This is a genomic window from Desulfobacter sp. (assembly GCA_028768545.1).
Classification (GTDB): domain Bacteria; phylum Desulfobacterota; class Desulfobacteria; order Desulfobacterales; family Desulfobacteraceae; genus Desulfobacter.
In genome coordinates this window covers 3346053-3366080 of sequence record CP054838.1, presented here as the reverse complement: position 1 = coordinate 3366080, position 20028 = coordinate 3346053, and the positions used below count along the sequence as shown (strand labels likewise).

The 20028-nt window shown below is 47.0% G+C and carries 14 protein-coding genes and 1 pseudogene; 8 read left to right on the top strand and 7 right to left on the bottom strand.

The features are described 5' to 3' along the window. Positions 1-178 precede the first annotated feature (178 nt). The gene (locus HUN05_16280) at positions 179-1903 is read right to left on the bottom strand and encodes an NAD-dependent malic enzyme (protein ID WDP86489.1); all 1725 of its coding nucleotides are present in this window, start codon (positions 1901-1903) and stop codon (positions 179-181) included. A gap of 314 nt (positions 1904-2217) precedes the next feature. Continuing rightward, complete coding sequence (gene acnA / locus HUN05_16275) at positions 2218-4875, bottom strand: aconitate hydratase AcnA (GenBank protein ID WDP86488.1); 2658 nt, start codon at positions 4873-4875, stop codon at positions 2218-2220. A gap of 120 nt (positions 4876-4995) precedes the next feature. Between acnA and HUN05_16270 the strand changes: the two genes are divergently transcribed. The 3 genes from HUN05_16270 (at position 4996) to HUN05_16260 (ending at position 8188) form a co-directional block, all read left to right on the top strand. Further along, positions 4996-6396, top strand: a complete 1401-nt coding sequence (locus tag HUN05_16270) for a hybrid sensor histidine kinase/response regulator (protein ID WDP86487.1) — start codon at positions 4996-4998, stop codon at positions 6394-6396. Positions 6397-6435: 39 nt separating this feature from the next. Continuing rightward, complete coding sequence (locus HUN05_16265) at positions 6436-7647, top strand: IS256 family transposase (GenBank protein WDP86486.1); 1212 nt, start codon at positions 6436-6438, stop codon at positions 7645-7647. A 175-nt stretch (positions 7648-7822) separates the two neighbouring features. Continuing rightward, positions 7823-8188, top strand: coding sequence for a response regulator (locus tag HUN05_16260; GenBank protein WDP88102.1), 366 nt, complete (start codon positions 7823-7825; stop codon positions 8186-8188). Positions 8189-8213: 25 nt separating this feature from the next. Here HUN05_16260 and HUN05_16255 read toward each other — a convergent pair whose 3' ends face one another. Together HUN05_16255 and HUN05_16250 are read right to left on the bottom strand one after the other, a co-directional pair. Further along, complete coding sequence (locus HUN05_16255; protein ID WDP86485.1) at positions 8214-9908, bottom strand: long-chain fatty acid--CoA ligase; 1695 nt, start codon at positions 9906-9908, stop codon at positions 8214-8216. 286 nt (positions 9909-10194) lie between these two features. Further along, on the bottom strand, positions 10195-11364 hold the full coding sequence (locus HUN05_16250) for an IS4 family transposase (protein WDP88101.1): 1170 nt from the start codon (positions 11362-11364) through the stop codon (positions 10195-10197). A gap of 130 nt (positions 11365-11494) precedes the next feature. On the opposite strand from HUN05_16250, the pseudogene HUN05_16245 reads away from it, so the two are divergent. Beyond that, a pseudogene (locus HUN05_16245) lies at positions 11495-12804 on the top strand (aspartate kinase). Between the two features lie 22 nt (positions 12805-12826). On the opposite strand, the gene HUN05_16240 reads toward HUN05_16245, so the two are convergent. Further along, positions 12827-13549 (bottom strand): TIGR04211 family SH3 domain-containing protein, encoded by a 723-nt coding sequence (locus HUN05_16240; GenBank protein ID WDP86484.1) that lies wholly within the window; start codon positions 13547-13549, stop codon positions 12827-12829. Between the two features lie 164 nt (positions 13550-13713). On the opposite strand from HUN05_16240, the gene HUN05_16235 reads away from it, so the two are divergent. From HUN05_16235 to HUN05_16225, 3 genes are read left to right on the top strand one after another with little or no spacing between them, the layout of a single operon-like run. Next, positions 13714-15156, top strand: coding sequence for a DNA integrity scanning protein DisA nucleotide-binding domain protein (locus HUN05_16235; protein ID WDP86483.1), 1443 nt, complete (start codon positions 13714-13716; stop codon positions 15154-15156). Then, entirely contained in the window at positions 15153-15416 is a 264-nt protein-coding gene (locus tag HUN05_16230; GenBank protein WDP86482.1) for a hypothetical protein, read from the top strand. The genes HUN05_16235 and HUN05_16230 overlap by 4 nt, the downstream gene beginning before the upstream one ends. Before the next feature lie 16 nt (positions 15417-15432). Next, positions 15433-16431 (top strand): glycoside hydrolase family 3 protein, encoded by a 999-nt coding sequence (locus HUN05_16225; protein ID WDP86481.1) that lies wholly within the window; start codon positions 15433-15435, stop codon positions 16429-16431. A 17-nt stretch (positions 16432-16448) separates the two neighbouring features. Here the strand turns inward: HUN05_16225 and tsaD are convergent, their stop codons facing one another. Further along, positions 16449-17447, bottom strand: coding sequence for a tRNA (adenosine(37)-N6)-threonylcarbamoyltransferase complex transferase subunit TsaD (gene tsaD, locus HUN05_16220; protein ID WDP86480.1), 999 nt, complete (start codon positions 17445-17447; stop codon positions 16449-16451). Between the two features lie 23 nt (positions 17448-17470). After that, complete coding sequence (locus HUN05_16215; GenBank protein ID WDP86479.1) at positions 17471-18514, bottom strand: phosphoribosylformylglycinamidine cyclo-ligase; 1044 nt, start codon at positions 18512-18514, stop codon at positions 17471-17473. Positions 18515-18675: 161 nt separating this feature from the next. Between HUN05_16215 and HUN05_16210 the strand changes: the two genes are divergently transcribed. After that, entirely contained in the window at positions 18676-19989 is a 1314-nt protein-coding gene (locus HUN05_16210; protein ID WDP86478.1) for a homoserine dehydrogenase, read from the top strand. The last annotated feature ends 39 nt before the right edge of the window (positions 19990-20028 follow it).

Sequence of the window (20028 nt, the reverse complement as noted above, 5' to 3'; positions counted from 1 at the left end):
TGTGGGTTGCAAAAATGCAATGGCGTTTTGCCCGGTGGGAGAAGAAAAAGAGGCGCTGTATTGCAATGATGATGGGCCAGCGTGATTTACAGGTGGGAGGATCCTCCTGTAAAATGATCATCCCGGCCAAAGCAAAGAGGCAGTGGCCGGGATGACTTAGGATGGGGTTATCGGCAGATTAGAAGTAAACCGGATTCCAGCACATTTTTTCAATCAGGGTGTTTAGCCGTTCCTGGTTGTTTTCATGCTTGAAGTCTGAAAAGGGACAGTCATTCTGGGTCACCCCGGCTTTTATGGCTTCAGCCCCCACCCTTTTGGCCACCTCTATGGAGACTTTTTTCAACTGGTCCAGGGGCGGACAAAGAATGCCCTTGTTCAGGTCCTCTTCGCTGATAAATTCTGCTACCGCATGGGCTGCGGCAGAGAAAAAGGCCGGCAGCACCTCTGTGGCACCGGATGCCACAATTCCTAAGCCTACTCCAGGGAAGACAAAGGAGTTATTCATCTGGCCGATCCGAAAGCTTTCTCCCTTGTGCGTCACATCTGCAAAGGGGGAACCGGTGGCCACCAGAGCTTTGCCGTCCGTCCATTCATAAACGTCTTTGGGCAGGGCTTCTGCTTTGGTGGTGGGGTTGCTCAGGGGTAAAATAGCCGGCCGGTCGGTATTTTTTCCCATGGCGTCGACCACTTCCCGGGTAAACATGCCCGGCTGCCCTGAGGTACCGATAAGCACGGTAATTTTTTCATTTTCAATCACATTGATCAGGGTATTATCGGCTGATGTGTTGAGCCAGGATAAGGTTTTGGGGTCTTTTGCAAACTTGACCTTATAGGGTTCAAGGTCACGGTCAGAGGTGACCACCCCCCTTGAATCCATGGTAAAGATTTTAGCTGCAGCCTCTTGCTGGCCAAGTCCCTGGGCCATCAGCTCTGTCTGGATCTGTTCGGCAATCCCGATGCCACCGGCCCCGGCCCCGTTGACCAGATATACCTGGTCTGTCATTTTTTCTTTTTTTACGGTCATGGCCGCAAGAATACCGGCCAGGGCAATGGATCCTGTACCCTGGATATCATCGTTAAATGAGATCAGTTCTTGAATATACTTATCCCTGACGCTGAATGCGGTCTGTTTTGAAAAATCTTCCCATTGGCACAGGGCCTGTGGAAAGATTTTCTTAAAGGCAACGACAAATTTTTCAATAAAGGCATCATAGTCTTTCCCGGTGAGGCGTGGCTCTCTCCATCCCAGGTAGTGGAGATCTTCAATCAAGGTCTGGTTGTCCGTGCCCACATCAAGGGATATGGGCAGGCAGTGCCAGGGCGCTATTCCTGCGCCCTGGGTATAAAGCATGAGTTTGCCAAGGCAGATGGGGATGCCGCCGGCACCCTGATCACCGATGCCTAAAATCCCCTGGTTGTCCGTGACAACAGCCACACGGATGTCCTGGTCTGTATAGTTTCTTAAAATATGTTCTGCATAGTCAATGTTGCCAGGATAAAAATGAATTCCGTTTGCCCTGCGGAACATGGAAGAGTATTGCTGGCAGGCCTGGCCCACGGTGGGAGTATAGATGATGGGCAGAAAACGGGTCACATCAGAGGCGATTACGGCATGGGCCAGGACAACATTCCTGTCATACAGGCTTCTGATATAGATAAATTTTTCAATATCATTTTCTTTTTCCTCAACGATTTTCAGACTTGACGTCACCTGTTGTTCAAGGCTTTTTACCCTGGGGGGCAGATATCCGCTGAGTTTAAGCTTGCGTCTTTCATCAATGGTAAAGGCCGTACCTTTGCTGATATTGTTGAAACGCAGGACATCAAATCCCCTTAAATTAATGGTGACACCCGTTGTTTCGCCGTATTCCCCGTACTGAAACTCGTAATGATTAATTTCCATGATACACATAATCCCTAAAGTATAAAAATTAGACATACAAACATAGACAAACAGCAGGGGGGAGTATAGCACAAATATTCAAGAAAGCTAAAGAAAAATGAATTATTTTCATTAGTTGAAGCTAATTTATTGTGATGGAATATTGTTCCATAATATTAAAAAAAAAGATCAAAGACAACAGCAATATATTCGGGTTTTGTTCGAAGAATAAGAAAAAAACAAAGGAAAGAAAAATTAGTAAACTATGGGAAAAAATGAACAAAACCAGCCCTGTACCCGAAAAGGGTACAGGGCTGGAAAAATACATTGGAAAACTAGATCATTTGGCGCAGGACATAATGAAGGATACCCTGATTTTTAATATAATCAATTTCAATCTGGGTATTGAGCTTGACTATGGCCAAAAAAGAAACGGTTTTATCCTCGAGTCTGGCTTTGACCTCAACGGGTTTCCCCGGTTTGATGTCCTCAAGTCCCAGGATATCAAAGGTCTCTTCTCCGGTGAGGCCGAGACTGGCAAAAGAGTCATTATCGGAAAATACCAGGGGAAGCACACCCATGCCCACCAGGTTGGACCTGTGAATCCGTTCAAAGGATTCGGCAATCACCGCTTTGACCCCGAGCAGGCAGGTGCCTTTGGCTGCCCAGTCCCGTGATGATCCCGTTCCGTATTCCTTGCCCCCAAAGACGATAAGATCGGTTTTAGACGCTTGATAGGATTGAGATGCATCAAAAATATATCGGGTGTCACCCGAAGGAAATGCCTTGGTGAGCCCGCCGGTATCATCCACCAGTCGGTTTTGGATTCTGATATTGGCAAAGGTTCCCCTCATCATGACCTCATGGTTGCCCCTTCTTGATCCATAGGAGTTAAATTCCCAGGGTTTTACCCCATGTTCAGTCAGATAGTGTCCTGCTGGATAGTCCACCGGAATGGTGCCGGCAGGAGAGATATGGTCGGTGGTGACCGAATCGCCTAACACCAGCAGGGGTCTTGCATTTTTGATATCTTTGAGCCCCTGGGTATGGATGGAAAAATCTTTGAAAAACGGGGGGTTCCTGATGTAGGTACTCTCTTTGTCAAATTCAAATGTGGTGGTTTCTTTGACCTTAAGATCACGCCATAGCTGATCTCCCTGGAAAATATTGGCATATTGTTTTTTAAAAAATTTTTTCTGGACATGGGCTTCCACCACCCGGTTGATTTCATCTGCTTCGGGCCAGATATCTTTCATAAAGACAGGGTTGCCATCCGTGCTCATGCCCAATGGATCTGTTTCAAAATCAATATCGATTCTGCCGGCAATGGCATAGATGACCACCAGGATCGGGGACATGAGAAAGTTGCCCTTAACATCCTGGTGGATTCTGGCCTCAAAATTTCTATTGCCGGAAAGCACAGAGATCGCATCCAGGTCGTGGGTTTTAATGGCCTTTTCAATATAGGGATCGATGGGCCCTGAATTGCCGATGCAGGTCATGCAGCCAAACCCTGTGTTGTTGAATCCAATGGCTTCAAAAGTATCCATGAGCCCTGCGTCTTCAAGGTAATCCAAGACCACCCTTGAGCCTGGGGATAGACTTGTTTTAACGTACCAGGGAATACTGAGTCCTTTTTGAACGGCTTTTTTGGCCACAAGTCCTGCCCCGATCATGGTATAGGGGTTGGAGGTGTTGGTACAGGAGGTAATGGCGGCAATGACAATCGATCCATGGGTCAGGCAGGGGCTGTTTTTATCTTTTCCAGATTCCGGGGGAATCTGGGTGGTTTTTCGTTTTTCAAGATCATAGATGGCGGTTGTTTTTTCCTTGACCCCGGAAAGGACAATTCTGTCCTGGGGCCTTGAGGGACCGGCAATGGAAGGTTCAATGGCAGAGAGATCCACATCAAGGGTTTTTGAAAAAATAAGGTTCTGGTCATGGGTGTTAAACAATCCGCAGGTTTGACAATAGGTTTGGGTCAACGCTGCGGTGTCACTGCGGTTGGTCTTTTCCAGATAATCCAGGGTCTGGGAATCCACGGGGAAGAAGCCTGAGGTTGCCCCGTACTCCGGAGACATATTGGCAATGGTGGCCCGGTCTGTGAGGGTCAGGTTTTTAAGACCCTCTCCGGTATATTCAACAATTTTTTCCACCACGTTTTCTTTTCTGAGCAATTGGGTGACCACCAGGGCAATGTCCGTGGAGGTGATCCCTTTTTGGGGTTTGCCCCTAAAGTTGACCCCCACGATCCTGGGCAGGTTCATATAATAGGGTTGCCCCAGCATCACCGCTTCAGCCTCAATGCCGCCCACGCCCCAGCCCAGAACACCCAAGGCGTTGATCATGGTGGTGTGGGAGTCGGTTCCCACCAGAGTGTCCGGAAAGGCAAGGGTGCCGTCCTGGGTGGGTTTGGTGGCTACGACAGAGGCCAAGTATTCCAGGTTGACCTGGTGGCAGATCCCGGATTCGGGGGGCACCACCCTGAAGTTGTCAAAGTTTTTCTGGGCCCATTTTAAAAGCGTATACCGTTCGGCATTTCTTTGATATTCTTTTTGGGCATTCAGGAAAAAAGAATTTTTTTCTTTAAAGTGATCCACCTGGATAGAGTGGTCAATGACCAGGTCCACAGGCACCAGAGGGTTAATTTTTTTGGGATCACCCCCAGCCTTGTTCACCGCATCCCGCATGGCTGCAAAATCCACCACTGCCGGAACCCCGGTAAAGTCCTGCATCAGCACCCGGCCCGGGTAAAAGGCGATAAGGCCCGGGTCAGATTCGGGTGTTTCATAAAACCGGGCCGCATTGACCACATCTTCCCAGACAACAATGCCGTTGCCAACGTTCCGGGCCAGGTTTTCAATGATCACGCGGGCGGAAAAGGGAAGGGAACTGATTCGGGCAATCTGATGTTTTTCCAAAAGTTGAATATTGTGAACGATCAACTCTTTTTCTTGGAATGACAATTTTTCTTGAACGCTCTGCAGGGTCATTATCGGCTCCTTAAACGTTTTATGATGAATTCGTTGAATATTTGTAATCAATAAGATATTATCAATAAACCAATAGATCAAGCGCCAATTCTCAGAAATCATTTTTAATATTATGCAGCCATGGACGATACCTTTCTTACATTCATGGATGAACCAGATTCCATTGACCATTGCCGGGAAAACCGGCCTTGGAAAATCATGGTGGTTGATGATGAAAAATCAATTCATGACATCACCACTTTGAGTCTAAAGGAATTTACCTTTGACGGCCAAGGGGTGGAGTTCATCAATGCCTATTCTGCCCAACAGGCCCGCGCTTATCTTCAGGCCACTCCGGATATCGCACTCATGCTGGTGGATGTGGTCATGGAATCGGAAAATGCAGGCCTTGAGTTTGTCCGCTATTTCCGAAATGAATTGAAAAACAGTATTGTCCAAGTGGTTATCAGAACAGGCCAGCCCGGATATGCCCCGGAAGACCGGGTGATTTCCGACTACCAAATTAATTCGTATTTTTCAAAAACCGAGGTGACCTCCCAAAAACTTGTGAGTCTTGTGACCACCTCTCTTCGCACCTATCAGCTTTCTTTGGCCCTGCAGCAGGCCCTGGTCAAAGGTAAAAAAGCCGAGTCTGATTTGAGAGAGCTTAACCAGGACCTGGAAAAAAGGATTGAAGAACGGACAAAACAAGTGTCCAGGGCCAATCAGCTGAAAAGCCAGTTTCTTGCCAATATGAGCCATGAAATACGAACCCCCATGAACGGGATCATCGGCATGGCCAACCTGCTTTTGGATGAACCCCTGACCCTGAAACAAAAAAAGGTGGCCGGTATCATAAGGTCGTCCGGCAACACCCTGCTGGCTTTGATCAATGATATTTTAGATTTAAGCAAGATAGAAGCCGGACAGCTCGTGTTTGAACTCAAAGATTTTGAACTTAACGCATTGGTTCATGAAGCCCTGGCCTTGTTTAAGATAAAGGCCGATCAAAAAGGCTTAAAATTGATTGCCCATATTGATCCGGCACTGCCTTCTTGTCTTGCCGGGGACCCGGTGAGGCTCAAGCAGATCCTGGTCAATCTTTTGGGCAATGCCGTCAAGTTTACCTCCAAAGGCCGGGTAGACCTTGGGGTGTGTCTGGCCAAAGAATTTAAAGCGCATATTTTGATGAATATTGAAGTTAAAGATACCGGGCCTGGAATTGACAAGGCGTTTAAGGCCCGTATGTTTGATACCTTTTCCCAGGCAGATGCCTCAACAACCCGGAAATACGGAGGGACAGGTTTGGGTCTTGCCATTACCAGACAATTGGCCAATATGATGGACGGTCATGTTGACGCTTGGAACCGGCCGGGCGGCGGGGCGGTTTTCAAGGTGGGCCTCAAGCTGAAAAAGTATTCGGGAGTGCCCAGCCTCAAGGATGACGATCCTTTTTCCAAAGAGGCTCAATCTGTTCTGCTCGAACAAATTGGCAAAATGGATATCAATATCCGAGGGCGTTCAAAATTCTGTGTCAGTTGAATGAAAGCTGATATACTCAGCTAAATAAGGAGAACTGACATGACCGAAGAAAACACCGAATTTGATTTTCAAAAAGCCCTTAAAGGCATCCAGGAAGGTAAACCCTTCACAGGTAAGGGCGGCGTCCTTACATCATTAATCAAAAATCTTGCTGAAGCTGCTCTTGAAGGAGAGTTGGAGTCCCATCTCGGGCAGGAAGTTTCTGCCAACCGCCGTAATGGAAAAAGCAAAAAGACCATTAAATCCCTGGATGGTAAATTTGAGCTAAAAACCCCGCGTGACAGGGCCGGAACCTTCTCTCCACAGATCGTCAAAAAACATCAGACAACGCTCAGCGATGAAATTGAAAGAAAGATAATAGCCCTTTACGGCCTGGGCATGAGTTATAATGATATGGCTTCCCATTTACAGGAAATCTATGGACTTGAGATTTCAAATGCCACTCTGAGCACCATTACCGATAAAATCATCCATACCGTCAAAGAATGGCAGGCCAGGCCGTTGGAAAATGTGTACCCAATCGTATGGCTTGATGCCATACATTATAAAGTACGAGAAAACGGAAAGGTCGGCAGCAAAGCCGTTTACACAATTCTTGGGGTGAATATCGAGGGCCGCAAAGAGGTTCTTGGGCTGTACATATCCGAGAATGAGGGTGCGAACTTCTGGCTGCAGGTGTTAACAGACCTTTCAAACCGAGGGGTAAAAGATATCCTGATTGCCTGTGTTGATGGTCTAAAAGGTTTTCCCGAGGCCATTGAGACCATATTCCCGGACACAGAAGTTCAAGTCTGCGTAGTCCACCAGATCCGAAATTCATTGAAATACGTTGGTTCCAAAAATAAAAAGGAATTTATGGCAGATCTAAAACGTGTTTATAAAGCGGTCAATAAGGATCTGGCCGAAGAAGAACTGGATATCTTGGAAAATAAATGGAATGACAAATACCCGATTGTGATAAAATCCTGGCGGAACAACTGGGAACGCCTCAGTCATTTCTTTAAATATCCAGAAGAGATTCGACGGATAATATACACCACAAATACCATTGAGGCTGTGCATCGACAGTTTCGAAAACTGACCAAAACAAAGGGATCATTCCCGAACCAGGACAGCCTGTTAAAGCTGCTTTACATGGGGATCCAGAACGCCAGTAAAAAATGGACAATGCCGATTCAAAATTGGTCACTGACAATTTCCCAGTTGGCAATTTTCTTTGAAGGCCGGCTGGATAAAGAGCTGGGAATTTGATAGGGATTTATTTACAGATGGAAAAGATGGTTCCAGGAACTCCACTCCAGCAAAAGTCAACTCCTCCGACGTGGCTGATTGAAGGCCCATTCTCGGACCTGACTTTTACTTCCGCTGGCGCTGAGGCAGATCCGGGAACCGAAACCGTGACACAGAATTCTGAACATTCCCCAATATCCTTGTTGCCGAAGACAATCCAACCAACCAGAAAGTCATCAGCCTTATTTTGGAAAAGATGAATCTTTTTCCGGACATGGTTGCCCATGGGCAGGCTGTGCTTGGGAAAATGGCAAAAAAATCCTATGATGTATTGATTATGGATGTTCAGATGCCTGTTTTGGACGGCCTTGAAACCACCCGTATCATCCGGGACAAGCATTCTTTGGTCAAACAAAAAAATATACAGATTATCGCCCTTACCGCCATGGCCATGGATGAGGATGCAAAGGCCTGCAAACAAGCAGGGATGGATCAGTATTTAACCAAACCGACCCATCCCCAGAAATTGCTTTTGGCCATTGCCCGGGCTTTGGGCCTTTAAAAAAAGCCGGGCCTAAATTTTAACCTTATTTGGATTCTTCCTGGGCTCTGAGATCTTTTCTTAAAATTTTTCCCACATTGGACTTGGGCAGTTCCTGTCTGAACTCAACTGCCACGGGCAATTTATACTTTGCAAGTTTTCCGTTGCAATATTCAATCACCTCTTTTTCAGTCATGGACTGGCCTTCTTTGAGAATGACAAAGGCTTTTACAGCTTCTCCCCGTTTAGGATGGGGAATACCGATGCAGCAGGCTTCAAGCACTTTGGGATGTTCAAACAAAACCTCATCAATATCCCGGGGATAGACATTGTAGCCCCCGGAGATGATCATATCCTTGATTCGGTCAACAATGTAAAAATATCCCTCTTCATCCATTTTGGCCACATCCCCGGTGCAAAGATAACCATCTTTAGTCAGGGTCTTTTCAGTCTCTTCGGGCTTGTTCAGATATCCCTTCATGACCTGGGGCCCTCTGATGAGCAATTCACCCGGTTCTCCCACGGGCATCTCTTTGCTATTGTCTTCAAGATCGACTATTTTGCACTCTGTATTGGCTATGGGCAGGCCGATACTCCCCGTTTTCCGGTTGCCTTGAAAGGGGTTGATATGGGTCACCGGGGTGGATTCGGTCAAACCGAACCCTTCTACGATAATGGATCCTGTCTTTTCCTGAAAGGTGTTGATCACATCTATGGGCAGGGGAGCTGATCCTGAAAAGCATCCTTTAATGGAGGTCAGATCCGTGTTGGCCAGTTCCGGGTGGTCCAGAATGCCGATGTACATGGTGGGGACCAGGGGGGCAAAGGTGACTTTGAATTTTGAAATGGCTTCCAAAAGAGGTTCCGGCTGGGGTTTGGGGACCAGAATATTGGTCCAGCCCATGCGGATGGCAAAGTTCATGGAGGTGGACATGCCAAACACATGAAAGATGGGCAACGCCCCGAGCATGACTTCTTCTCCCATTTTAAAAGAGGGAAACCAGGCTTCAAGCTGCTGGATCTGGTAGGAGATGTTTTTATGGGTGAGCATAACGCCTTTGGAAACCCCTGTGGTGCCGCCGGTATATTGATACATGGCCACATCGTCCATGGAAAGCGCTGTCTGGGAATAATCAGGTTCGTGTTTGGCGATCACATCCTTGAATTTAAACAGATCAGGAGCAGGGGATACATCGGCTGCAAGGCCTTTTTTCTTAGCAACCAAAGGAAATAGCAAGCGTTTAACAAAGGGAAGATACTCGCCGATGGAGGTATAGACAATGGTTTTGATCTGGGTCTTTTCCCGCAGTTTTACCATCCGGTTGGCCAGAAGGTCCAGGGTGATGAGAATTTTGGAACTGGAGTCTGTGAACTGGTGCTCCAGCTCACGGTCCGAATAAAGGGGGTTGTTGAGCACCACAACACCACCGATTTTCAAGGTGGCATAATAGGCCACCACACAGGGAATGACATTGGGCAGCAATATGGCCACACTATCGCCTTTTTTGATGCCAAAGGACTTGAGTGCTGCAGCAAATCTGCCCACCATTTCGTTAAACTCCCGATAGGTCAGGGTATAGCCTTGGAAGATCAGTGCCGGATTGTCGGGGAATTTTTTCACAGATTCTTCAAGGTATTGGGGAACCAGGGTCTCCTGGTAATCCACCTGGTCTGTGACCCCTTTTTCATAGGAATCGGTCCAGATTTTTTGTGAATAGATGCTTTGATCAGACAAGGTCATCTCCTTTCTTCTGGTTTGGGATTAAAAGAGAAACTGCAAATGATTTGATAGGAAGAAATTAAGGGGTCTGTCAAGAGAAAAAACGAAAATTATTGAACATTGTTCATTTATTCAAATAGAAATATTTTTTTAGTAAAAGAGTTTCAATGACGGGACCGGGGGTAACCGACTTGAAACCTTGGCAGTCCTGTGGTAGGTTCCCGGCCATGAAAGTTATCAAAATAGGCGGCGGCTGTCTCAAAGACGGACCTGCAGCAAAAATAATAATTGAGTCAGTGATGTCCGGTTAGGTTTTTGCTTGCTCAATAATTTTTTGATCTTTGACAATATTGTCCCTGTTTGAACTATGAGAGCCCTGCTCCTCGCAGCCAAACAGGTCATTTAGAATGGCGGTTCGCAGCTGCCGAACTCTTTTGATCGTGACCTTTTCATTAAACTGTTTTTGGCAATGGATTGCCAGTAACAGGTAAGTGATAAGGCCGCCAAGAATCTGAACCATAAGGCCGTATTCACTGCGGGCAATGAGATGATATACCTTCAGATGTTCTTTCCACCATTTGAAAAAATCCTCAATGGTCCACCGGAGTTTATAAATTGTTGCTATTTGTTCCGCTGTTAAATCATGCCTGTCAGTTGCCACATAGTATTTGACGCCAGCAATTTTATAGCCAACAACCCGAACAGGCCTTTTCGTCTGGTTTTGATTCGGAGTACCAAGTTTAACCAGTGCATCATAAAAAATGTAGCTGTCGGAAGGGGTCTCGTGGTTATCAATAATTGTTCTTGTTGTCCTGGTTTTTATACGGCAGACAAAATGTTTGCCTTGCTCCTGAAGCAGGTCAAATTCTTTATGGGATTGATATCCACGATCCATAACACCTGTTTGCCCCTTGGAAAGTATTTTGGGAACAAAAGTGCGTTCAGCGCCGTTGCCTTCAGTCAAAAAGATTTTGTTTGGGATTCCGTGATTAATGTCAAATCCGCAATGTACTTTGGCTTTTTTACTTCCTTTTCTGTAGTTCGCCCAGTGCATTGAAAGGACTGCATTTATGAGACTACCGTCAATGGAAACCAACTCTCCTAACTCGGCGTGTTCACCCGGATGACACTCAAGAGCCTGTTTATAAAGATCCTCAAAGATAAATTGCAGTTGTTCGAGTCCCCTGTGATTGATGGCTTCACAGAAACTACTACGGCTGATACCACCGTCTGGCGCAATATTTTCTTTAGCAAAAACATTCTCCTTGAGATCCTGAATTAAATGTCGGGCAGACTTGTGCTCCTGAAGATGGAAATAAACCAAAGCATTTATCTGGTCTTCGAATGTCATTTTTAAAGGGCGGTCTCCTCGAGATTGTAATTCTGGTGCTTTTGAAAGTGACTTTATCAGAGGGCACCTGAAATTGTCAAAGTTCAGGGACCGTAGTTGTTTTTTAGGGACTGAGATGTGCGTCATTTGAGCTCCTTGAGTTAAATTTTCAAGGCGCACAAAAATTTTTACGCACATTTGTCAACACAAAACCGACTGTTTTTTCAATGATTTTAGATGCTTTTTATATGCAACAACCTAACCGGACACTACTGTAATTGAGTTGATCTCCCAGCGGGGCCAGGGGGATATCTTTGTACTTTCTGCCTTTTACGGGGTCACGGATATATTGATATCCGGCATTGAAAAAGCCCTTGCTGCAGAAGATAATATTCCCAAGATTATTACCCGGCTCAAGGGGCTTCACCATTCCATTATACAAGACTTGATCGATGATCCTTTCCAGAGAAAACAGCTGTCAAAATCCCTTGGAGAGATTTATGCCAAGCTGGAACGGTATTATTTCGGTATCAATTTTACACGGGAGGCCACTCCCAGGATGAAGGATATGATTGCCACATTCGGAGAACGCATTTCCGCTGTCATCCTGTCAAAGGCGGTTCGAGCCAAAGGATGCGACAGCGAATTTGTTTTACCCGAAACCTTAGGGATCGTTTCCGACGGCAAATTCATGGATGCCTCAGCCCTGATGGACAAAACCTCTGAAAATATTCAGTCCTGGCTGTCCAGCCATATGACGGACAAAAAAATACTTTTTATACCCGGATTTTACGGTATCAGCGAACAGGGCGATATCACCACCTTTGGCCGGGGTGGGTATGACTATTCCGCTGCCGTTGCAGCGGCCGGGGCCAAAGCGGATGTCCTTGAAATCTGGAAGGATACCCAGGGGTTTATGACAGCGGATCCAGACAATATTCCCCATTGCCGACTCATTCCCAAACTCACCTACGAGGAAGCAGCAGAGTTATCCTACACCGGGGCAGGCATTCTTCACCCCAGAACAGTGGAACCTGCGAAAAATGCCGGTATTGATATTGCCATTAAAAACACCTACAATCCTGATGCCCAGGGCAGTCTGATTACCCGGGATGTACCGATATCTGCCAATATTATCAAAATGTATCCTATACCACGGATGTGGCTGTATTAAAGAATTATGCCCCGGGCGTGGGGGCAAGGTTTGGATTTTTATCCCAGATTCTGGACCCCATTGCAAAAGAGGGGATCAATGTAAAATCCGTTGTCACCTCCCAGACCTGCATCAGTCTGATTTTGTCCAGAAAGGATATTCACAGGGCTCACAAAGCCGTGATTGCCTTGGAATCTGCCCCCTATGGAAAATCAATGGTAATAACGGATCTGGCACTGGTATCAATTGTCGGGGAAGGGCTTCATGCCAATCGGGGGATTGCTGCCAAATGTTTTTCAGCCGTGTCCCATGCCAGTGTCAATATTGAAATGATTTCTTCGGGAACCTCAAATGCGGCCCTTTATTTTTTGGTCAAAGAAAAACACCTGGATGAAACCATCCAGGCGCTGCACACGATATTTTTTGAAAAATGATCTTTGGCTGAAAATAAAAATTCTAGTCCAAAAGAGAGCCTCTTCTTCGTTTTTTTGAAGAGATGGACTGGCCGATAATCCATCCTAAGAGTAACACCCCCACACCCCCCAGAAACCATTTTATCATGCCGGTTCTGAACATGTGGCGGGATTCGCTTTCAAGTTGGTCAATGGTTTGAGTAAGGGCAATATTTTCAGCCTTTAATGTCTTGTTTTCTTCCAGGGTGCCTGTGACATCCTTTGATGCCTCTTTAAGGGCGGTGAGGTCTGTTGAAGATTTTTTTAAGGCCAGGCTCAATTGGTTTTTTTCCTGGTTGACCCGGGTCAGTTCTACGGTCAGTTCACGGGCCTTCTCTCCCTCTTCATTCTGCTGGACAGCCCATTGGGCCTTGTTTTGTTTAAACTCTGTTTTGAGCTGATCAACCTGGCGTTCAAGTTCTGTTTTTTCCCGGGTCAGCTGTTCAATGATCCTGGACTTTGGAGTGTCAAACACCACAAATTGTTTGTCCACCCATCCTTGATCTCCAGATGCCAGAGCAACCTTGTAAAATCCGTTTTCCTCTTTGAGAATGGTTAAGGAGGTATTGCTTCTCAGGGTTTTAATGACCGAATAATTGGTCCCTGGCCCTTGTCGGAAGGTGAGAAGAAGCATGTCGGAAACATAGGCGGTTTTGGCCTGCAAAAAAGATGCTGTAAGACTTATAAACAGGACCATGGCCCATGTCATTGTGAAGATTTTTTTCATTTTTTTTATTTGTCTCCTATAGTTTTTTCTGTTTCAATATCAATCCTTATGCTATTTTACAATACTTGAGCTGTAATACCCCTAAAAAAAACTTGTCAAAAAGCGTGGAACATGGGTATCAATAAATCAAATAAAAGATTTAAGGCAAACTTAAACGGTATGGAATGAATTATAAATCCTATAAAAAGTTGTGTATTGCCAATATCCTTAACGGGGTATCTGATGGGTTATCCAAATTTTCCAATCCCAGCCGGGTGGCCCTTCTTTTTGCCCACAGCCCGGATGACCCCATCCAGGTCTTTGATCCCCAGGACCTTTTAGGGGGGCACGAATCAAAGCTTGAAGAAGAGTTTTTAACCCAGGAAGAGACATGGCGGGAGCGGATTAAAACCAAGATCGCCAGGCAGCCAAGGGGATATTTGATCTTTAATGAGGATCCGGCGTTGTCAGGGCTGATTTCCTTTGCCGGTGCTTGCAGCGACTTTTTTTATCAGATCTGGTTTACCGAGCACCATCCAGACATGTGCTCCATCCGACCTACTGAAAAATGGCTGGAACAGGCTGCCACACTGCTGGCCAACGATTACAATTCCAATAACACGCCCATTAATTCTTCGGATTATGTGGTTAAAAATTATGGTCTTCAGGCCATTGCCGACTATCTTGTGGATGATCGGAACCGTAATCTGGGGTTTGATACCAAAATTCAAATCCCCAGTATTCTCAACCATATCCTGACCATTTCAAAAACCCGTGAAGAGGGGTCCTGGGCCAGGGGGGCCTTGTTTTTTACCGATCCTGTAACCATTGAAAGCATTGAGTTCCTGACAAAAATTCAACGTCATGAACGCCCTTTGATCAGTAATGTCAAGCATATCAGGAAATTGCTTGTGGGGGTTGAACGGTCGGATCGAAAACTGGTTTCCGATGGAAATACCATTATCGGCATCACAGATGCAGATGTGCCGGAATACGCTATCTGCGCCCATTTTAAAGGAGATTATGGTTTTTTGTGCATGGGCCATGAAAAGGTGGCCTCTTTTTCAGACGGCAATTTTCAGTCGTCTACACGGGAAGCCAGGATGGTTGAACTCGAAGAACTGCTTTTGGATTCAAAGCTGGACACCCAGGCTGCAAGCACGCTTTTTAATGTGGTTTCGGGTCTGGTGCACAGGGCCGGTCATGCCCGCCACGGGTGCACCCTGGTGATAGACCTTAACGATGAGCCGATCCAGCTGTCCGGCCATGTCTTGGATCCTCCTTTGAGCCTTTTGGAATCAAAAAATTATGAACTTGCCGGAGCACTTATGCGTATTGACGGGGCCGTACACTTGACCCCGGATACCCGGATTGACGGGTTTGCCTGTCTTTTGGACGGGAAAACCATTTCCTGGGAAAATATGGCCAGGGGGGCAAGGTATAATTCTGCCCTGCGGTTTTCAGCCGCCACCCCAAATGTGATTGTGGTGGTGGTTTCGGCAGACAGGCCCGTATCCATTATTTACAACGGTATTGAACTGAATGCCTTTTGCCGGTGGAAGCCGGTATACCAGTATATGCCTGAAATTATGACCCTTAACAAATATTTAAACGGAGTCACGATATGACACACGATCACACGCATTCCCACGACCACGACCACGACCACAGCCAGGGCAGTGAAATGACCATGGAAGAAAAATTGCTGACCCTGTTTTCCCATTGGATCAACCACAATGACAGCCACAAGGATAATTTTATCTCCTGGGCAACCAAGGCCAGGGAAGCCGGCCTTGATTCTGTGGCCCTCTCCCTTGAACAGGCCGGTACCCTGTCCCAGGAAGTGACGGAAAAACTCAAACAGGCCCTGGCAAATCTTAAGGCATAGGGCGGTTAGAGATCATATGAATGTATCTGGTTTGTCCATGGAGGAACTGGCGGGTCAAAGGCTGATGCTTGGTTTTGACGGCCTTTTTCTTAACTCAGAATTAAAGCATCTGATCCGGGAGTACAGGGCAGGGGGGATCATCCTGTTCAAATCCAATATTGAATCTGTCGACCAGCTGAAAAAATTATGCTTTGATGCAGGTCAATATGCCTTGGACTGTGGTCTGCCGCCTCTTTTCATTGCAATGGACCAGGAAGGAGGGGTGGTGGCAAGGCTTGGCAAGCCTTTTACCCAGTTTCCGGGCAACCCCCATGTGAAGACCCTTGAAGCGGCCCGGGAGTTTGCCCGGATTACTGCCCGTGAGCTTCTGGATGTGGGCGTTAATATGAATATGGCCCCGGTCATGGATGTGGCCCCCCGTGGGGTGGACAGTATCATGAAACAGCGGGTGTTTCCCGGGGATCATGACCTTGTGTCAAAATTAGGCACCGCCATGATTCAGACCTTTCAGGACCAAAACCTCATGGCCGTGGCAAAGCACTTTCCCGGAATCGGAAGGACGGTCAAAGATTCTCATTTTTCTCTACCTGTTTTGGATGCCGAGATACAGATGTTATGGGCCAGTGATATCAAGCCCTTTAAAGCGGCCCGGGATGTTAAGGTGGCAGGGATTATGCTCTCCCACATTTTCTATCCCCAATTGGATCCCGTCTGGCAGGCCAGTCTTTCTCCTCTTATTGCCGGGGAGTTGCTGAGAAACGAACTGGGCTATGACGGCCTTGTCATGACAGATGATCTGGACATGAAAGCCATTGATCATGATATCAAAACCTGTATGCGTCAGATCATGAGCGCAGAGATCGATCTTGCCCTGATCTGTCATTCAGGCCCCAATATTCAAAAGGCCAGGGATGCCGTCCTGGGGATACTTGAAACAAATTCGGATCTGTTTAAAAAGGGAAACGCCTCTGTGCAGCGGATACTCAGGGCCAAGGAAAAATTTTTAAGCGATTAAATTAAGTTGCAGCCCAATTAAATTTTTACCCTGGAAAAGACATCCTGCTCCAGGCTGGAGATCTTTTTATTTTGGAGCATGGTAAATCCCCGGGCCGCAATCATGGCAGCATTGTCTCCGCACAGGGCCGGTGGCGGGGAATACACCTGAATTCCCCTTTTTTTTGCGCTGTGTGCAAGCGTTTTGGCAAAGGTCTGGTTGGCAGAGACTCCGCCTGAAATACCGATGCGTTTGCAATTTTTTGCCAGGGCCGCATTCATCAGCTTTTGGGAGAGCACATCAATAACGGCCGCCTGGAAGCTTGCCGCCACAAGTTTCTTGTTTGAGTCTTTTATTTGGGGATGATCATGAAGATAGCGTGCCACCGCAGATTTTAACCCTGAAAAACTAAAGTCAAAACTGTTCTTTCCCAGCATACTCCTTGGAAATTTGATGAGTTCTTTATGGTTTTCTTTGGCCAAAGATTCGATCACAGGTCCTCCGGGATAGCCCAGGTTCATCATTTTTGAGACCTTGTCAAAGGCTTCCCCTGCGGCATCGTCCCGGGTCTGACCCATGAGTTCGAATGTATGGGGAGAAGATACATGGTAAATATTGGTATGCCCCCCTGAGACCACCAGGGCAATAAAGGGGAACTTGGGGGATTTTTCCAGAAGCAGCAGGGAGTAAATATGGGCTTCCAAATGATTGACCCCTGCCAGGGGAAGGTTTCTGGCCCAGGCAAAGGCCTTTGCAAAGGAAAAACCGACCAGCAAGGCCCCGATGAGTCCCGGGCCTTGGGTGGCTGCCACCCCGTCAATCTGGTCCAGGGTAATGCCGGCCTGGTTTACGGCCTGATCCACCACAGGTTCAATGGCTTCAATGTGCATGCGCGAGGCCAGTTCCGGCACCACGCCTCCGTATCTGGCATGGGTGTCAATCTGGGTGGCAATGACGGAAGAATGAATTTGGGTGCCGTTTTCCACAAGGGCAGCCGCGGTTTCATCACACGAGGATTCGATCCCGAGAATAAGCATGGATTATCTTAAAAAAACGGTGATCAGATATACTGCGTCTGAATTTCGTTGTTTTCCCTGGCCAGAATTTCTCCGATAAAATAGGCTTTTTCATTCATGGCATTCAAGCGGTCCATGATTTCCTGGGCGGATTTTTCCGGAACAACCAGCACCATTCCGATACCGTTGTTAAAGGTTCTTTGCATGTCTGTGTCAGGTACATTACCCTCTCGCTGAAGGATTTTAAAGACCTGTGGAATCTCCCATGACCCTTTGTGAATGACGGCCTTGCAGGCATCCGGAATGACCCGGATGATGTTTTCATCAATGCCCCCGCCTGTGATATGGACCAGACCGTGGACCGGCAGGTCTCTAAGCAGGCTTAAAATGGTGGACACATAAATGATGGTGGGCTTGAGCAGTTCTTCTCCAAGGGGGGTGCCCAGATCTTGAATCCGGGTGTTGACGTCATAGCCGCACTTGTCAAAAAATATTTTTCTGACCAGAGAAAATCCGTTTGAGTGAATACCGGAGGAGGCAAGGCCAATGAGCTTGTGCCCGGGCCGGATATAGGAGCCGTCAATGATTTTATCATTGTCCACGATGCCGACTGAAAAACCGGACAGATCATACTCTCCGTCTTGGTACATCCCCGGCATCTCAGCGGTTTCGCCGCCGATCAAGGCGCAGCCCGCCTGGGTGCAGCCTGCGGCAATGCCTTTGATAATCTGTTCCGCCACGGTGTTGTCCAGAGTGCCCATGGCCAGGTAATCCAGGAAAAATAAGGGTTTTGCTCCCTGAACAATGATGTCGTTGACGCACATGGCCACAAGATCAATTCCGATTGTGTCATGTTTATCCATCTGAAAGGCAACTTTCAGCTTGGTGCCCACACCATCGGTTGAGCTGACCAGCACGGGGTTGGCTGTATTGGACAAGTTCAGTGAAAAAAGACCGCCAAATCCGCCGATTTCACCTATGACACCGGATCTGGGCGTTGATTTGGCAATGTTTTTTATCCGGTCTACCAGCTGATTTGCCTTGTCTATGTCAACACCGGAATCTGCATATGTCAAAGAATCATTCATTTATATTCACCTTATGGAACCTGGAAAAGAATTAATTATATCTAAAATCCGTCAATAATACCCCCAAAACCCTTCAAAAGTCAAAAGCTTTTTGACATGGAGAGCCAGATGGAGTATCTATATTTATTTTAAAACCTGACTATTTCGGAGATGTAAATTTCATGGAAACAATCCATATTGGAATACTGGGATATGGCGTGGTAGGCGCCGGTGTTGCCAACTTGCTCAAACTGAAAGAACAGCTGCTCGAAGCCAGGATAGGCGCGTTGCTGAATCTTAAAACCATTGCTGATCTTGACATTGAAACAGACCGGGGAGTGGACTTGAAAGACACCCGTCTGGTCTCTGATGCCATGGCTGTGATCAATGATCCTGAAATTGATATTGTGGTTGAACTTATTGGCGGGGAAACCATTGCCAGGGAACTCACCCTCAAGGCCCTTGAGAATAAAAAACATGTGGTCACGGCAAACAAGGCCCTGCTGGCAGGATATGGCAATGACCTTGTCAAGACGGCCAGGACCAACCAGGTGGACCTTGGGTTTGAAGCCTCCTGCGGAGGATGCATGCCCATTATAAAGTCCTTGCGTGAAAGCCTTGTGGCCAATGATATCAATTCCATGTCCGCCATTCTCAACGGCACCTGCAACTATATTTTGACCAAAATTTCCCAGGACGGATCTGAATTTGAAGATGCCCTTAAATCTGCCCAGGAACTCGGGTTTGCAGAGGCGGAACCCTCTTTGGATGTGGACGGCCATGATACCGCCCATAAGCTGGCCATCCTCAATTCTTTGGCCCACGGCATGGAGATCAATTTGGATGATATCCATGTGGAAGGCATCCGGAATATCACTCCCAAGGATATTGAATTTGCAAGGGATTTTGGATACACCATCAAGCTTCTGGCCATTGGAAAGATTCACAAAAATCATGTGGAAGCCAGGGTTCATCCCACCATGATTTTAAAATCAAATCCCCTTTCCCATGTGGACCTTTCCATGAATGCCATTGCCATTGATGCCGATGCCACGGGCAAGACCATGCTCTACGGACACGGGGCCGGCATGATGCCCACAGCCTCGGCCGTGCTTTCTGATATTGCAGATATTGCAAGAAACATCATTGCCGGCACCACGCGTCGGGTGCCCATCCTGGGATATCCTGAAGACAATATTAAAAAAATTCCTATCCTGCCCATGGCGGAATTGTTTACACGGTACTATTTACGGTTTGAAGCCCAGGATCATCCCGGGGTGCTGGCCAAGATTTCAGGGATTCTGGGAGAAAATAAGATCAGTATCAAGTCGGTTCACCAGAAAGGGCGTCAGGCCAACGGCAAGGTACCTGTGGTCATGATCACCCATATGGCAAAGGAACGCTGGGTGCAATTTGCTCTTTCCCTTATCAGGGCATCGGATTCGGTGGTGGGGGATCCCATTGTGATCCGTATTGAAGACGATGAAAAAGAATAAAATCCTGCCTTTTCAAAGGTAAAATTACAGCATTGGGAG

Excerpts from the sequence above, each read along its gene's own strand:
- HUN05_16235 (WDP86483.1), top strand. The coding sequence starts at position 13,714 with ATGAATTATAAATCCTATAAAAAGTTGTGTATTGCCAATATCCTTAAC.
- HUN05_16265 (WDP86486.1), top strand. The coding sequence starts at position 6,436 with ATGACCGAAGAAAACACCGAATTTGATTTTCAAAAAGCCCTTAAAGGC.
- HUN05_16215 (WDP86479.1), bottom strand. The coding sequence starts at position 18,514 with ATGAATGATTCTTTGACATATGCAGATTCCGGTGTTGACATAGACAAG.
- HUN05_16225 (WDP86481.1), top strand. The coding sequence starts at position 15,433 with ATGAATGTATCTGGTTTGTCCATGGAGGAACTGGCGGGTCAAAGGCTG.
- tsaD (WDP86480.1), bottom strand. The coding sequence starts at position 17,447 with ATGCTTATTCTCGGGATCGAATCCTCGTGTGATGAAACCGCGGCTGCC.
- HUN05_16240 (WDP86484.1), bottom strand. The coding sequence starts at position 13,549 with ATGAAAAAAATCTTCACAATGACATGGGCCATGGTCCTGTTTATAAGT.
- HUN05_16210 (WDP86478.1), top strand. The coding sequence starts at position 18,676 with ATGGAAACAATCCATATTGGAATACTGGGATATGGCGTGGTAGGCGCC.
- HUN05_16270 (WDP86487.1), top strand. The coding sequence starts at position 4,996 with ATGGACGATACCTTTCTTACATTCATGGATGAACCAGATTCCATTGAC.
- HUN05_16230 (WDP86482.1), top strand. The coding sequence starts at position 15,153 with ATGACACACGATCACACGCATTCCCACGACCACGACCACGACCACAGC.
- HUN05_16255 (WDP86485.1), bottom strand. The coding sequence starts at position 9,908 with ATGACCTTGTCTGATCAAAGCATCTATTCACAAAAAATCTGGACCGAT.
- HUN05_16280 (WDP86489.1), bottom strand. The coding sequence starts at position 1,903 with ATGGAAATTAATCATTACGAGTTTCAGTACGGGGAATACGGCGAAACA.
- acnA (WDP86488.1), bottom strand. The coding sequence starts at position 4,875 with ATGACCCTGCAGAGCGTTCAAGAAAAATTGTCATTCCAAGAAAAAGAG.
- HUN05_16250 (WDP88101.1), bottom strand. The coding sequence starts at position 11,364 with ATGACGCACATCTCAGTCCCTAAAAAACAACTACGGTCCCTGAACTTT.